Origin of the sequence: Asprobacillus argus, assembly GCF_032248395.1 — a bacterium.
In the GTDB taxonomy this organism is placed as follows: Bacteria; Bacteroidota; Bacteroidia; order Flavobacteriales; family Flavobacteriaceae; genus Polaribacter; species Polaribacter argus.
In genome coordinates this window covers 66815-83698 of record NZ_JAVTTO010000002.1, presented here as the reverse complement: position 1 = coordinate 83698, position 16884 = coordinate 66815, and the positions used below count along the sequence as shown (strand labels likewise).

Annotated in this window: 8 protein-coding genes; all 8 read right to left on the bottom strand. The window is 35.3% G+C overall.

What is annotated here, in order from left to right:
* Window positions 1–109: 109 nt before the first annotated feature.
* The 8 genes from RQM59_RS04285 to RQM59_RS04250 all read right to left on the bottom strand — a co-directional run bounded on the left by RQM59_RS04285 (window position 110) and on the right by RQM59_RS04250 (window position 16878).
* Window positions 110–862, bottom strand: a complete 753-nt coding sequence (locus RQM59_RS04285; RefSeq protein WP_349240843.1) for a LytR/AlgR family response regulator transcription factor — start codon at window positions 860–862, stop codon at window positions 110–112.
* Window positions 859–3714, bottom strand: coding sequence for a sensor histidine kinase (locus RQM59_RS04280; protein WP_349240842.1), 2856 nt, complete (start codon window positions 3712–3714; stop codon window positions 859–861). Before RQM59_RS04280 ends, RQM59_RS04285 begins: the two co-directional genes overlap by 4 nt.
* Before the next feature lie 228 nt (window positions 3715–3942).
* Window positions 3943–6057: a glycoside hydrolase family 97 protein gene (locus RQM59_RS04275; protein ID WP_349240841.1), complete on the bottom strand. Its 2115-nt coding sequence runs from the start codon at window positions 6055–6057 to the stop codon at window positions 3943–3945.
* Window position 6058: 1 nt separating this feature from the next.
* Complete coding sequence (locus RQM59_RS04270) at window positions 6059–7702, bottom strand: alpha-amylase family glycosyl hydrolase (RefSeq protein ID WP_349240840.1); 1644 nt, start codon at window positions 7700–7702, stop codon at window positions 6059–6061.
* 1 nt (window position 7703) lies between these two features.
* A complete protein-coding gene (locus RQM59_RS04265) occupies window positions 7704–9110 on the bottom strand; it encodes an alpha-amylase family glycosyl hydrolase (protein WP_349240839.1) in 1407 nt (468 codons plus the stop codon).
* A gap of 4 nt (window positions 9111–9114) precedes the next feature.
* Complete coding sequence (locus tag RQM59_RS04260) at window positions 9115–12603, bottom strand: TIM-barrel domain-containing protein (RefSeq protein WP_349240838.1); 3489 nt, start codon at window positions 12601–12603, stop codon at window positions 9115–9117.
* Between the two features lies 1 nt (window position 12604).
* Entirely contained in the window at window positions 12605–14548 is a 1944-nt protein-coding gene (locus tag RQM59_RS04255; RefSeq protein WP_349240837.1) for a glycoside hydrolase family 13 protein, read from the bottom strand.
* Between the two features lie 23 nt (window positions 14549–14571).
* The gene (locus RQM59_RS04250) at window positions 14572–16878 is read right to left on the bottom strand and encodes a glycoside hydrolase family 65 protein (protein WP_349240836.1); all 2307 of its coding nucleotides are present in this window, start codon (window positions 16876–16878) and stop codon (window positions 14572–14574) included.
* Between the last annotated feature and the right edge of the window lie 6 nt (window positions 16879–16884).

Below are 16884 nucleotides of genomic sequence, written 5' to 3'. Positions count from 1 at the left end.
TTTAGATTTTAAATAACATAGTTATGAAAAAAGTGAACTAGAATTTTGTTTTTCTTCTGAAGATATGTGCATTCTTTACTAAAGGTTTTTATCTGCTTTTAAGCCATTATTAAAAAAGTGTCTGGATACATTTCATAAATTCTTCTTTTTTATTCTTTGCGATAGGGATGTTATTTCCGTTTGACATTACAATGTACCCTCCATCTTGCTTTAAAAACTGCTTGATGTGTTTAAGGCTCACCAGATAAGATCTGTGGCATTTATAAAAAAAGTCATTCCCTTCCAGTTGATCTGAAAAATACTTCAATGGTTTCGATACAAGCTCTATACTTTGGTCTTTCATATGTACTTTTGTGTACATGGCATCTGCTTCAAAGTATAAGATATCATCATACGAAACAAAGGATATACCTTTCGGAACCTCTAACGGTAATGTATTTAATTTTAGATGTTGAATGGATTTTTTAAGATTTTCAAGCTTTGAAGAGACCTTTTTATTTCCTAAATGTCTTATAGTCTTTCCCACTGCATTTTTGAGCTCATCTACATCGACGGGCTTCAATAAATAATCGATTGCAGACAATTTAAAGGCTTCAATTGCATATTTGTCATAGGCTGTAATAAACACTATTTGAAAATCGACTTCTTTATCTTCAAAGAAATCTAAAATCCTCAGACCCGAGTACTTTGGCATTTCAACATCCAAAAAAACAACCTCCGGTGCTTCTTTATGGATGGTTTGGATACCTGTCTCTAAATCTGCCGCTTTTAAAATAGTTTTAACTTCAGGGCATACATCCAAAAGCATGGTCTCAATTAGATTTCTAGCACTTTTTTCATCGTCAATAATTAATACCTTCATAAATGTTGGGGTATAGAAATGATTACTTTTGTTCCAACAGGTTCAGAATTTTCATTGTAGTTATCTACAACCTGAACCTCTATTTTCCTTTTTCTATTTCTATTTAGCAAGTCTACTCTATTGTTATTAGCCTTAGTCGCAAAAGAGGTGTGATACTTATTGTTAGCTTTATTTATAGATTTTGATGCTTCTCTTCCAACACCGTTATCTTCTATGATACACACCAACACATGGTGTTCTTTTTTATAGTCGAATTTAACGCTCAATTCTTTGTCTTCTCGTTTATGCAACAAACCATGTTTGATAGCATTCTCCACATAAGGTTGCAGAAATAAAGAAGGAACGTATAACTTTTCCGGACTGATTCCTTTCACTTCTTGAATTGAAAATGCAAAATCATTATCAAACCTATTTTTCTCTAATCCTAAATATATTTTTAACGCACTCAATTCTTCATTAAGCTGAATCTCTTCTTTCCTACTGTGATCGAGATACATTCTAATTAATTTGGAAAATTCTACTAAGTATGTACTCGCCGCATATTTATCGTTTCGCACGATATACTCCTGAATAGAGTTTAGCACATTAAATATAAAATGAGGATTCATCTGAGATCTTAAATTCTCAAGTTGCGAAAACACCAATTTTTTGCTTACCCGTTCTTTCTCTAATTTTTCTTCTTGCTTTTTACGCACTCTTTTTATGGTGAATCGAAAATATCCTATTCCTATAAAAATAATTAGCAAATAAAACCACCACTGATTCCAAAATGGTGTGGTTATAAACAATTCAATCGTCTTTATTTCCTTAGTTGAAACTCCTTTATTGGTAATCGCTCTTACTTCGAAAGTATAATTCCCCGAAGGTAATGAAGGGTATCTTACAACACCTGTGTTGGTTTCTTTCCAATCCTTTTCGATGCCTCGAAGTCTATATAAATACGTTAGCGATTCTTTAGAATTATAAAAATTTGCATTGAAACGAGCCTCGAAAGAATTCTCTTTATAAGAGGTCGTATATTCATTTTGTGGCCCCTTATTCTCGTTTCCGATCACTACAGATTCAAAATATACTTCTGGCGCTTTTTTGGCGTCTTTTAGATAACTCTTATCAACAATAAAGATCCCACTATTACCTGAAAGGTATATTTTATCTCTATAATTTTTTATGCCGCTGATCTTTTGAATGGGTATTTCACTTTTAAAGCTAAAACTTTTAAACGACACTTCATTTCTATCAAAAAAATGTAATCCTTTATTTGTCACTACCCATACATCGTTCTTATCTGCTAAAACCTTTAAGGCTTGGTCAGTTTGTAATCCATTCGATTTATTATAATTAAATACAACCTTATCTTTTCGCAACCCAAAAATGCCATTTTCATTTGTTGACACCCAAATAATACCATCGTTCGTTTCTGCTATATCCGTCGCAAAAATGGAGTTACCCATATATAAAACTTCCTTTTTACTCCCTTTTTTATCAATAAAATAGAGCTTATCTATTTGTCCAATATATATGCTAGAATCTTTTCTCAATAAATTGGTATAACTTCTCACCGTGCCCATCTCACGACGGTCCTTCGCTCGTATTAATTTCCCTCTATATCTAAAATTGAGATCTATGCTGTCGCTCTTGGTGTTAATCTGGTAATTTGAATAATCCAATAAGGAAACACTATTGTGATTAGAGATAAGTAATAAATTAGCATTTACAGTAGATAGATCTTTAGCACCTCTAACTTCAAATGCCTCTTTAACGTTACCTGTATTTAAATCCCACAGATATGATTGAACATCTCCGCAAATAAATAATACATTTGTTTGGTTGTTATATGCCATTTTAAGCACTCTTAACCCTTTGAATAACTCAATCGCTTTTGTGGCTCCTGTTTCAAGATTATTGACAATAATACATCCTTTATCTGTCCCGTATATCAAGTTATCTTTTACAACCGACAACGAGGTAATATTCTGAATTCCTTGAGGGGTCTCTAGTCGATTAATACTCAAGTTTGGAATTACATAAATACCATTTCTTAATGTAGCAATCCAATAATTGTCATTATTATCTCTAACTACTCTAGTAGTATACCTTTTTTCATAAAATCGCTTTTGAAATATCCATGTACCATCAACAATTTGATATACAAATGTTCCATCATTTGTATTGAACCAAACTCTATTATCAATTTCAGAAACATTAATAATCGTTTTCGATCGTATTTCTAAGGGTGTAAATACTTCTTTTAGTTTTCCTGAATCGGGTTCAATCTTATAAAATGTTGTCTCATTAATTCCTGACGGAGTAAAGTATTTTTCTCTACTTGAAATAAAGTAAAAGGTATTGTTAAAACTAAAGAAGCGATTATAAATATTGTTAGAATCGAATGTATATGACTGATGAAACTTACCGTTTCTAAATTGTAATATGGAATCATTAAAAAAGAACACATCCCCCGAATGACGTGCAATATTGGGTGGTATTTTTAGTAAGTTATTCTTGATCCTAGTAAGTTCCTTGATTTTTTTCGTGGAAAAATCGACATGGTATAAACCTTCATCTGTTGAGATACTTATCCCATCATTCTCATCCGTCGTAAAAACCGGTAATTGCGTGGTTTTAACTCGATCCTTTATATCAAAAAACAAATGCAATACATCATTTTCAATATAAAAAAACTGACCAGAGACATTGCTACACCAGATCCTTCCTTTATGGTCTTTTTGGAGGTTAAAAACGGATAATCCTCTCTTATTCGGATGTGAATAATTGGTATATTCCTTTCCGTTATATCGAAATAAACCTTTATCTGCGGCCAACCAAATAAAACCATCATCATCCATAATCATATCGTAAAACTCAACATCTGGAAGACCGTCCTTTTGAGTCAGGTGAATAGATACCGGTTCTTGCGAAAACGCAAAGCTTGCGCAAAAGAAAAGTGCTATGACTAGTTTTAGTTGTCTAATGAGCGGGGAATTTAGGACTGGGCTAAATTAGAAAAAATACAGGATAAAAGTCACTGTATTTTCTAAATCAATTTTAACACAAAACTTAAAACACTAACGAACAAGCAATTACAACTTAACAAAACTAATTGCTACGCCTCCCCCTTCGGCCAGATTTACTGCCAATTTTGAATCTTTATTTACTTTTATGGTTTCTATATCTAAAGATAGCGGCTTTTTATCCCAGTGCGCATCTTTTCCATCTTTATAAATAGTTGCTGTATATTCTTGATTTCCGTCTAAAAAATCAAGATTTAATTCAAATGAACGTTTATTCTCATCTGTGATACTCCCTAAAAACCAATTTCCAGTACCTCTTTCTTTTCTTGCTATGGTAACATAGTCTCCAACTTCACCATTCAGTACCTTAGTTTGCTCCCAATTTACACCTACATCTTTTATGAATTGTAAAGGTTCAGGGTTCGCTTCGTAATGCTCTACCAAATCCGCAGCCATTTGAATTGGGCTATAGATTACCACATACAATGCTAATTGTTGGGCTAAAGTTGTATTAACCTGATTTTCTTTACGATATTCATCAAATTTAATATTAAAAATACCAGGCGTAAAGTCTATAGGCCCTGCTAACATTCTTGCAAAAGCTACTATTGGTAAATGCTCCGGAGGATTTCCTCCATCTCCTGACCAGGCATTAAACTCTTGTCCTCGAAGCCCTTCTCTAGATATAGTATTTGGATATGTTCTTCTTAAACCTGTTGGTTTTATGGGTTCATGCGCATTGATCGCTACTTCATATTTTGCCGCTTTCTCAACTGTCCTGTTATAATGGTTTACCATGTATTGCCCATGGTGATATTCTCCTTTGGGTAATATCTTCCCAACATAACCTGTTTTTACAGAATGAATTCCGTATTTCTTCATCAAGGCAAAAGCAGCATCTTGTTGTTTGGAATAGGTCTCGGTCGCAGCTGACGTTTCGTGATGCATAATAATCTCCACTCCTTTTTCTTTAGCATAACGAACCACTTCATCCAAATCATAATCAGGGTACGTTGTTACAAAATCAAAGACTCCTTCTCTATCTTCAAAACCGATCCAACGTTCCCAGCCAGTATTCCATCCTTCTACTAAAACACCTTTTATATTGTTCTTTGCAGAAAAATCGATAAATCGTTTTACGTTTTCAGTAGTGGCTCCATGTCTTCCATGTGCTTTTCCTGTATCTGTCCACTTGCCATTTACCATTTCCATTCCATAATCCCAAGAGGATTTTCCTAAATGCATTTCCCACCATACACCAGTGTACTTCATAGGAGTAAACCAAGAGATATCTCCTAATTTATTAGGTTCGTTTAAGTTAACGATTAAATTAGATTCGATCAATGAAGGAGCATTATCCGTAATATGTATGCTTCTCCACGGTGTATAAAAAGGCGTCGTTCTTTTCACTTTATAATCGTTATTTCTCGAGCCCACCAAATGACTTTTAAGGTTCAAGTTAACTGTATCCACTTTTAAGGTCATTCCAGAATAATCTACTAAAGCGGCTTCGTGAAAGCTTAAATGTACACCATCCTTACCGACCATGGTTACTGGTGTGTTCACAGCATTTTCTGGAATATAGCTTTGCGCCAGATTGGTTTTCGGGATATATGATTTTGCATCTATATTGGAGAGTTTCGTTGTGCTATATAAATGTTCATAGATATCCCAATCACCAGGTATCCAAAATGTCTTATAGTCTTCTGTAAGGTTGAATTCTGTATGTTCTTCAGCAATCAAAACTTCTTTTAAATTTGGCTGCTCAGGGAACTCAAATCGAAAGCCGACACCATCATTATACACGCGAAAAACTACATTCATTTTTCGTTGCAAATCAAACTTTTCTTCCAGTTCTATCTCGACTTCATTGTAGTAATTAAGCACATTTAGCTGCTCTCCCCAAAGCATCTGCCAGGTTTCATTTACTTCTATGGGTCTTTTCACCCTAGCTACAAACCCATTATCCAGTACTGGGGCACCTTTTAACTCAAAACCTACGTAAGAAGTATCAATAATTGCTCTTTCCTTATAATGAATTGTATAAAAAAACCTTCCTTCTGGACTTAAGTGAAAGTTTACTGAAATGTTTTCATTAGGAGAAGTTACTCCAGCTGATTCTACCTCGCAAGAGGTGATTACCAATGTCAATAGTCCTAAGAGGAAAATAAACTTTATCTTCATTTTATAATTTTTCAAGCAAAACTAATTCAAAATCTGAATCAATAACCACGGTTCCATCGATTACTTTTCCTGTTTGGTTAGAGTATGCGTCTCTTACCTCAGATCCGTCTTCAAATATAGCCCCTACCGAGATCGTTTTCTTTCCTTTTTGTAGATCTAGAGCAACCACTACTTTATCGCTATAATCTTGATGGGTGTATGATCTCGAAAAAGTATACGGCTTCTCAGATATCATTTGATGTCTACCTACTCCCACCGAAGGATGATTTGTTCTAAACCTACCTAGTTTTTGCCAATGCTCATGTATTTTTTTTGTTTTTTCGTCGTTCGTCAGAGCACCCCAGTTCATAAAAGATCGTAATGTAGCATCTCCTATTGTTCCTTCTATTACTAATGATCTTGCAGATTCATCTCCATAGTATATTTGTGATGCTCCTGGAGCCAACAATAACCAAGTAGCGGTTTCGTATGGCTTCTCTCTCTTAGCATCATACGGTTGACCATCATCGTGAGAGCTGAGATAGTTCAATATTCCGTACCCTTTCATTTCGCTATGCAATATACTGTCGTATCTACTAAAAACTTCTTCTCTACTTTTTTGTTTTGCATTCCACTTAAACTCAAAATTAATAAGATCGTTAAAAGCATTATCAAAATAATTTACCTTCTTATCTCCAAAATTGTAAAACTTCCCTGAAGAAATTCCGTAGCCATAAACTTCTCCAACTAAATAGAACTTATTATCATCTAATACCGCATCTGAATTATTGTTCTTATACTGCGTAAAAGCATAATCACATTCAGTTTTAAATTCTTGCCATACATTTTCTTCGGTATGCTTTACGGTATCTACACGATATCCATCAATACCAAATTCTGTAATATAATCTGTTAGCCACTTCATAATATAAAAGCGAGGTGCTCTAGGATATCCAGTTCTTTCAAAGAAAGCGTCCAATTCCTTTACTTCTTGCTCGTACCTGCCTTCAGCTTTCCATTTAACTACCAATTGAGCCGGCAGCTCAACCGCCTTATCACTATCCGTAAGAATATCTGGAAGGTTTTTTACTAGCGTACATTTAATCGTATTCTCGTAATTATTGTATGTACATTGCGGTTCTGTTCGTACCCAATCCGATGGCCACACAGGGTCTTTTTCCGTTACCGGTCCAGTATGGTTAATTACTGCATCCAAAAGAATTCGTATTCCATTCTTATGGGCTTCTGCAACCAACTCTTTCAAGTCTTCTTTCGTTCCATAATTAGGATCGATAGCGGTCCAATCCTTAGTCCAATATCCATGAAATCCGTAGGTTATCCCTGTTCCTTCATCTGTCCCTCCATGTATTTGTTCTACAATAGGAGTCATCCAAATTGCATTAATTCCTAAGTCTGTAAAGTATCCTTCTTTGATTTTTTGCGTAACTCCTTTAATATCTCCTCCTTCAAACCCACGTAATTTACCTGTCTCTTTTGTTCTATCAAAGTTGATATCATTGGTGGTATCTCCATTATTAAAGCGATCTGTAAGTAAAAAATATACATTTGCATTTTTCCAAACAAATGGAACTTTCTGAGGCTTTTTTTTGTGTGTGCACCCGATGAGTACTAAGAAACTTAAAAATATAAGGCTGATTCTTTTCATATTAATTGATTAAAACTTTATATTCTCCTGGTTTTAATGAGATTTCTTCTCCGTTCAATTTTAATTCCACGTTGGAAAAATAATCAGTGTAACCACCCTCTTTTTCCAATTTAATAGTTGCTATCTTATTCGACAAGTTTGCTAGATAAATCAATGTTTTATCATCCTTTTCCCTTTCAATAGCAACGATATTTCCATCTGTCGTTAATGATGCATAACTCGCAGCATTTCTACCTCCAGACAATGCTGGGTGTGTTTGTTTTAGCTTTCCTAGCTTTTCCAATAATATCCACATACTTCCTTTCTTCTTAGGAATGGAGTCCTTTTCAAAAAATTTTAATCGATGACTCAAATTATATTCTTGACCTGAATATATCAATGGCATTCCTGGAGCAACATAACTCAATACCGTCAAAGCTTCAGATGCTTTCCCCATGCGTTCTTCAATGGTGCCATTCCATGAGTTTTCATCATGGTTAGTTACAAAGATCATTAGTACATCATCTTTTGCATAACGCTTTTGGTCCTTTTCCATTACTTCGTTCCATTTCTTAACTACATCTTCTCCCTTAGCAATATGATTCATCGTGTGATGTCTGTCCCAACCATACGCCATATCAAACAACCCATCATTCATCAATTCAGGTTCCCAGGCTTCTGCCAGCATAAAAATATCTTTCTCTTTACGTAGCTGTGGAATCGCCTCTTGCCAAAAATCGAATGGTACCAAACCAGCTACATCACATCTAAAACCATCTACTCCTTCTTTTGACAACCAGAACTTCATATCGGCAATCATTTCCTTACGCATCTCTTTATTATCATAATTTAGATCTGCTACATCCGTCCAGTCAGTTCCTTTTGGGTGAATTACTTCCCTTTTTTCATTTTGAGTATAATAATCAGGATTCGTTTTCAACCATGTATGGTCCCAACCTGTATGATTTGGCACCCAATCCAAGATTACATAAATGTCATTATCGTGTGCAGTTTTTACTAGTTTTCGAAAATCCTTCATGGTTCCAAATTCAGGATTGATCTTTGTAAAGTCGGATACAGCATAATAACTTCCCAACATTCTTTTGCGTTCGTTATCGTCCTTGATTAAGCTCGCAAACTCACCACCCGTAGCCTTCCTTTTAGTTTCTGATATTGGAAAAATAGGCATTAACCATATGATCTTTACACCTAATTTTTTAAGTTCGGGAATGTCCTTCGTAAAGGCATCGAATGTACCTTCTTTAGAATATTGTCGGATGTTTGCCTCATAAATAATAGCACTCTCCATCATATCTGAGGAAAAAGAGGCTATCTCCTTCGACTTTTTATTTACTACTTCCTTCTTTTTCTCCTGACAAGAAAAAAAGATGGTGACTCCCAACAACAAAAGGGTACTTCTTAGATTCATTTACTTATGATTTTAACTTGATTTTTACTTTTAAATTTCTCTCTGGGTTCCATTGGATAGGAATGGTTAATTTTTTCTTATACAATCCAGCTTCTACTTTCTTTTTGCCAATTTTAATAGATCGAGGGTATTCTGAAATATTATGGATGATTAATTCGATTTCCTTAGGCTTACTTTCAAAGTTTTTACCAATCTCTGCTTTTAGTGTTATCTCCAAAGCGTTACTTCTTAGGTCACTTTGAAAGAATAATTTCTCGTAAGCCCCTTTTTCATAAGCATTTGCCGTCATCCCATCGTCATTATATAATTCTCTTCTGCTGATGTATACTGAAGGGTCATTATAATAATGTAACTGGATTTTATTGGGATCGTACTCTCCTGTATGCTGCATTGGGTAAGCCATCGGAATAAATGCTCCTCCGCGAACAAAAGTCGGAATGTGGTTTTCTCTGGTAGCTATTCTTCTGGTAATGCCACCTTCTATTATATCATCTGAGTAGAAATCAAACCAAGCATTTCCTTCTGGAAAATACATGTTTACGGTTTGTTCTTTAGGTTGAAGAATCGGCGCAACAAGAATATCAATACCCCACAAATACGTTGATGATAATGAGCTTAGTTGACGTTTCTTTGGCTCTTCGAAAAACAATGGACGCATTAGTGGGGCTCCTGATATATGATTATGGAACGCCAATGTATAGTTGTAAGGTAGTAATTTATATCGAAGTTCAATGGCTTCTTTGGCAAGTTTTTTAGTTTTTGGTGATCTAAAAACGGGCTCGCTAGGTACTTCTTCTTGTGCGTGCGGTCTAAATATTGGTTGAAACACGCCGTATTGCAACCATCTTACATACAGTTCATCATCCAGGTTTGCTCCTGCGAAACCGCCTAGGTCGGAATGCATATAACCGATTCCTTGAAGTCCCATTTGTAAAGAAATCTCTGGTTGAGATGCCAATCCTCCCCAACTCCTGCTCACATCTCCAGACCAGGGAATGAGTCCATATCTTTGTGATCCTGAATATCCAGCCCTCATCAATATAAATGGGCGCTTGTTTGGGTAATATTTTTGATACCCTTTATATATCAATCCCGCCCAATCATGTCCATAGGTATTGTGCACTTCATCAGCAGTTCCCGTGGCATGTAGCAGTTTTGAAGGATGTACTTCGGGTTCTCCTAAGTCTCCCCATAAACCTTGTACTCCCATATCTATAAGTCCCTTATAAACATTCCAAAACCATGTAGAACCCTTGGTGCTGTATATGTCTATTAATCCTGTATTTCCGAAATAGAAGTCGTAAGTAAATGGTTTTCCAGATGAATTTTTAGCTAAAACATCTTGTGCTACCGCTTCTTTCCATCGATCGGATGTTGTTAATACAAAAGGTTCTGTAATAAGAACCGTTTTGACACCTTGCTCATCTAAATTCTGAACCATTCTCTTCATATCGGGAAAAGAATCTTTATGCACTGCCAAATTCCCCATCGTTCCTTTAATGTCCTTTCCAAACCAATAGAGGTCCAGAATAACGGCATCAACAGGAATAGAGTCTTGTTTAAACTTGGCTATAGTTGCTTCTGTTTCTTTTTGAGAATGGTATCCAAAACGACTGGAAAAATTCCCTAATGACCATTTTGGTGGTAAAGGTTGTTTTCCCGTGAGGTCTGTATAGCTATCTACTATATCTAACCAGGAATCTCCTACAATTACCTGATACGTTTTTCTTCCTGAAATAGTTTCATACGTTAGTGTATTATTCTGCTTACTATCCAAATCTAAATAACCAATAGGAGCATTGTCAAAATGAATCATATACATATTAGATGAAGCTACAATAGGTAGTGTAAAATTCATCAACTCGGATCGTTCTTGATATCCGTAGTGTGCTTTATTATATAACTGTAATCTGTTACCACGCCTATTCATTCCTAATGCTCTGGCTCCTCCTCCATATAATACTTCATCTGGCGTTAAACTGAACTGTAATGTTTCGTGATCATTGGTCCTCTGATAGCCGTTCTTTTCAGATATCACCTGTTCTCCGTTATACCAATACGAAATCTTAAATGGTCTTTTCTTGATGCGTACTTCAAATTCTTTACTTTTAAATACACCTAACGAATCGTTATCACTATAACGAACACTTGAAGGTGTGGCCTTAAGTACCACTGCATGTGATTTTTTTTGTAGTGTTGTTTCTCCTTTTGGAGTAAATGTTGTTTCTACAATGGTCGGTGTATAAAATTTCATCTTATAAACTCCATCAGAAACACTGACTCTCAACTGATCATCGGCAAATTGGGCATCAATAAATTCTCTTTTCTTTATTGCGTCAGAAAACAACCATAAAATAGTTTCTTCAAAATTAGTTCGCCATAATTTTTCATTATGCTTTCCTTCGGGAACGACTTTGGAATGAATGTTTTCAGAAGGAAATCCTTGAGATTTTAAAATACCCACCATACTATTCATACCCTGCACAGTCTGGTTTATTTCTTGAAAACGCGTATTACCTCCTTCTTTTCCTCCTGCCAAAAAATAGATCTGTGAATCCTTGATATTTCCATTTACCTTAGAAAATTCATTAACTACAGGAGCAAACCAAAATGCTGGTGAATACACTCCTATTTTACCAAAAACTTCTGGGTATTTAATTCCTGCATAATGAGATATCAATCCTCCCATGGAGCTTCCAATTATTGCCGTATTTTGTTTACTTGTTAAGGTTCTATAATTCTTATCTATATGTGGCTTTAACGTGTTTACTATAAATTCTAAATAAGCATCTCCTTCTCCTCCTCCATATTCTTTATGGATCCAAGGCGAATATTCATCCAATCGTTTTTCGCCTCCATTGTCAATTCCAACCACGATCAACTTTAGATTCTTTTCACTGAATAGTTTATTCAATGTTTCATCAACATTCCATTCTCCTGAAAACGATGTGCCTGCATCAAAAAGATTCTGACCATCATGCATATAAACAACAGGATAAGATTCTTTAGATTTTTCATATCCTGGTGGTAAATACAGCCAAATTCTTCGCTTTCTTTTTAGTTGTGGAATTTCAAATTCTTTTGCCAGGACAGTAACATTTTTAGCCGCTGTAGTAGTTATTTTTTTTTCAAATAGGTGATCCCAACCTTCAATTGTTACTCTTAATGTATCGTTACGTTTATCGAAAGTATATGAACGATTATCAATACTGGATCCTTTAGCATCACATTCTACCGATTTCCAGGAACCTTGGGTAAATTTGAATTGAATCTGTTTTAACTCTTTAGGCAATGTAATCCTATAGTTATTTCCTTTCTTAACAAGCTGATATTCCTTTTTTCCGCCAGACCAACCTTCGAAATTTCCTGAAATGAAAATAGCAGCATCTTGTGTAGTTTCTTTTGGAAGTTGATCAACAATAATTGTAACCTGAGCAGAAAGAGTGAACCCAATAAATAATGGAATAGTTAATAAAAAGAGAGATTTTTTCATCTTAGTTACGTTTAGTAGTTAACAAAGTAACTCCTTTGGGGTTAATCTTTAATTCACCTTCCCAAATCATTTCTTCATCTGTAATGATATTTTTTACCTTCTTTCCTTTAATTCCAATTTCTTTCATCATTTCTGTGGATACAGAAGTTCTATCAGATTTGTTTAAAATGATAGCAACCACTTCATCCTCATACATCCTAAACAACACATATAGACCTCCTCTAGGAGCAAAATGTATCGTTTTACCGTCGTGCATGGCTTTACTCGACTTGCGATAGTTCAACAGCTTTTTTAAGAACATTTGCATATCTTTTTGAGCTGCGGTCAATCCTTTCCCTGTAAACGCATTTACAGCATCACCATCCCAACCACCAGGAAAATCTGTTCTGATCAATCCGTGGTCTCCCGGCTTTTTAAAATCATCCATTAAGATTTCTGTACCGTAATATATCTGAGGCGTTCTAGGCATCATTAGGTAATAGCTTAATGCCATTTTTGTTTTATGTACATCACCTTTTAGCTGTGTAAATATTCTGCTCATATCATGATTATCTGGAAATACCATAATATCTTTAGGATTGTAATAAGCAAAATCATTTGCCAAACCTTCGTAGATCTTTACCAACCCTTTATCCCAACTCTCTTCTTCGTTTAAAGCTTGTACTACCAAACTTTGCATGGCAAAGTCCATAGACGATCGCAAATTCGAATTGTATCCGTCTTTATTTACCTTCCCTTGTTGCCAATATCCTATGAGCAAAGGGTTATAACTCCACTCTTCTCCTACAATATTAAAATTAGGATATTCCTTCATGATAGCACCTGCCCACTTAGCCATAAATTCTTTGTCCGGGTATGGATACGTATCTTGTCTGATACCTCCCAAACCAAGTGTCTCAATCCACCAAATGCTATTCTGAATAATATAGGTTGCCATATATGGATTACGTTGATTAAGGTCGGGCATAGCCTCAACGAACCAGCCATCTGTTAATCCTTCTTTATCTATTTCTGAAGCATATACGTCTTGATTTGCAGTACGTCGATGATTAGAGAATTTAGTTTTCTTCCAATTCCAGTCTTCGATATTGTCTTCATAGTTTTTTTGATAATTCAACCAATCTTCAAAAGGCAAATCTTTCATCCACCAGTGATATAATCCGCAATGATTAGCTACTTGATCCATAATCAATTTAATACCTCTCTTACGTCCTTCGTCTGCTAACTTTCGGTACTCATCTAGCGTTCCAAATCTAGGGTCTACCTTGTAATAATCCGTCATTGCATATCCATGATACGATCCTTGTTTCATATCATTAATCAATAAAGGTGATGACCAAATAGCGGTAAAACCCATATCTGCAATATAATCTAAGTGATTTGTTATCCCAGTAATATCTCCTCCATGACGTGCATAATCGTCCTTTCGGTTGATCTTTTTCTCATTGAGATCTTCAAAAATATCATTGTTTGGGTTTCCATTCACGTACCTGTCCGGAGTAATCAAATAAATAACATCTGAGCTATTAAATCCTACATATTTATCTGCTTCTTTTTCTCTGGCTTTTAACTCGTATGTATGGATTTTCTCTTCTCCATTCTCTAGTTTGAAGATTAAATCGAATGTACCAGGCTTGGTTTTATTAGAAATATTCAAGTCCACAAATAGATAGTTCGGACTCTTCGCTTTATGCAATTTTTCTATGACAACACCGGGATACTCTATTGTTAATTCGGCCTTACCAATGTTCGGATGCTTTATAAGCAACTGTACTTGTGAGTTTTCAAAACCTACCCACCAGTTTGGTGGTTCTACTCGATCAACCTCATAAACTTCTTTTACAGTACGCTTATTATCATTGGTTGACACTTGCGTTTCTTTCTTTTCGCATGAGGCTAAAAAGAAGACAAAGCTTGTGCAAAAAAGGAAGAGTTGTTTTTTCATGGTAAAAGAAGTTTACTAGATTGTTATACGGTTACTAAATTATTTGGGGTCACCAAAACTGATGCTCCATTAACTAAAATGGAAATCTTATCGCCATTTATCAATTCAAAATTGGTTTTATTTTGGGTGACATTAATTTTCAATATTTGATTTCTAAAATTGATTTTAAAAGAGTAGGCCTCCCACTGCTTGGGAATTCTAGGTTCAAAAGATAGTTTTCCATCTATTATACGCATTCCTCCAAAACCTTCTACAATGCTCATCCAGGTACCTGCCATAGAGGTAATGTGTAATCCCTCATGCACTTCATGATTGTAGTCGTCCAGATCCAACCTCGATGTTCTTAAATAGAATCTATATGCCTGATCCATCTTACCTAACTTGGCAGCTTGTACGCTATGCACGCATGGCGATAGTGAAGATTCATGAACTGTAAACGGTTCATAAAAATTAAAATGACGTTCTAGATCTTCTTCAGAAAATTTATCTTCAAAGAAATAGAATCCCTGAAGTACATCTGCCTGCTTAATAAAAGGAGATCTCAAAATTCGATCCCAAGACCAGTGTTGATTAATAGGTCTTGACTCTTGAGGGAGGTCCGCCACGGTAATAAGATCTTTATCCAAGAAACCATCTTGTTGTAAAAAGACGTTATGCTCTTCCGAATACGGAAAATACATGTTATCTGCTACTTCTTTCCACTTTTCAAGTTCATTGACATCAATAGTAGTTTTCTCACTAATTCTTTGATAATCCGTATTGAATTCTTGCGCTACTCTTTTGATATTTTCAATCGCATAATTAATACACCATCTGGCAATATAGTTTGTATACCAGTTATTATTTACATTGTTTTCATACTCATTTGGTCCCGTTACACCTAATATAACATACTTCCCTTTTTTTGTTGAATACGTTGCTCTTTGGTGCCAAAATTTGGCAATTCCAATGAGCACTTCCAATCCTTTTTCTGGAATGTAATTATAGTCATTCGTATATCGACAGTAATTATAAATTGCAAAAGCGATCGCTCCATTTCTATGAATCTCTTCGAAAGTTATTTCCCATTCGTTATGACATTCTTCCCCATTCATAGTTACCATTGGATACAGCGCAGCTCCATTCTTAAAACCAAGTTTCTCGGCATTCTCAATGGCTTTGTCTAGATGATGATATCTATATTCTAGTAACTTCCTAGCTACCTTCTGATCTTTGGTTGCCATATAAAATGGAATACAATATGCTTCCGTATCCCAATACGTACTTCCTCCGTACTTTTCTCCAGTAAATCCTTTAGGCCCAATATTTAATCGAGCATCAGTTCCCAAGTATGTTTGGTTTAATTGGAAAATATTAAATCGAATTCCTTGCTGTGCTTTTACATCTCCTTTAATGGTAATATCAGCTGTTTCCCAGATACGAGACCAGGATTTCTTTTGAAGTTCTAATAAACCGTCGAACCCTATATCTGTAGCTTTTTTCAGTACGTTCTTTGCAACATTTACCAATTCGAGTTTATCATGATTTCGATCTACCACATACCCTCCAAATTTGTGTATTGCGAATGTCTGTCCCTGCTTAATTCCTTTTTTATATGAGCAAGAAGCGTAGTTAGATGATTTTTTTTCTACACCAGAAATTTCTTGTTGCTTTCCATCCAAAAACACTAGAGACTCCATATATGTGCAAGCGCAGAAATTTGTTTTCATCGTTCTTGCCTGTAAGAATGACTGTTGCTCTTTTTGAGTCACATCTAATATGTCCCAAAATTGATCGTCCCAATTCGTATCTTCATTAGTAATTCCTCCATCTATATAAGGAGAGAACTCAACAGTAGCATCGCCATTTACTAGAGTAACCGAATACTTTATAGCACCAACTTCATCAAACTCTAAGCTTAAAAAACGTTGAGTATATACATTGACTTTAATTCCATTTTGTAGCGTAGCATCAAAGCTTCTGGACAACCAACCTTCTTTCATGTTCAATTCTCTTTTGAAATTGTTCACTTCAAGGCACGTATGTAAGTCTAATTTTTCATCATTTATAGTAACGTTGATTCCAATCCAATTTGGAGCATTCAATACCTTGGCAAAATACTCTGGGTATCCATTCTTCCACCAACCAACTCTTGTTTTGTCCGGATAGTAAACTCCGGCAATATAACTACCTTGAAAGGTAGGGCCTGAATAAGACTCCTCGAAATTAGCTCGTTGTCCCATAGCGCCATTTCCAATACTGAATAAGCTCTCTGAAGCTTTTACCGTATCAGGATTAAATCCTTTTTCTATAATAGACCATTCATTAGGAATGATATAATCTTGATTCATTTTGTT

What these genes read in the sequence shown, in the direction of transcription:
- RQM59_RS04265 (WP_349240839.1), bottom strand. Translation starts at nt 9,110, where the DNA reads ATGAATCTAAGAAGTACCCTTTTGTTGTTGGGAGTCACCATCTTTTTT.
- RQM59_RS04275 (WP_349240841.1), bottom strand. Translation starts at nt 6,057, where the DNA reads ATGAAGATAAAGTTTATTTTCCTCTTAGGACTATTGACATTGGTAATC.
- RQM59_RS04250 (WP_349240836.1), bottom strand. Translation starts at nt 16,878, where the DNA reads ATGAATCAAGATTATATCATTCCTAATGAATGGTCTATTATAGAAAAA.
- RQM59_RS04270 (WP_349240840.1), bottom strand. Translation starts at nt 7,702, where the DNA reads ATGAAAAGAATCAGCCTTATATTTTTAAGTTTCTTAGTACTCATCGGG.
- RQM59_RS04260 (WP_349240838.1), bottom strand. Translation starts at nt 12,603, where the DNA reads ATGAAAAAATCTCTCTTTTTATTAACTATTCCATTATTTATTGGGTTC.
- RQM59_RS04255 (WP_349240837.1), bottom strand. Translation starts at nt 14,548, where the DNA reads ATGAAAAAACAACTCTTCCTTTTTTGCACAAGCTTTGTCTTCTTTTTA.
- RQM59_RS04280 (WP_349240842.1), bottom strand. Translation starts at nt 3,714, where the DNA reads ATGATTATGGATGATGATGGTTTTATTTGGTTGGCCGCAGATAAAGGT.
- RQM59_RS04285 (WP_349240843.1), bottom strand. Translation starts at nt 862, where the DNA reads ATGAAGGTATTAATTATTGACGATGAAAAAAGTGCTAGAAATCTAATT.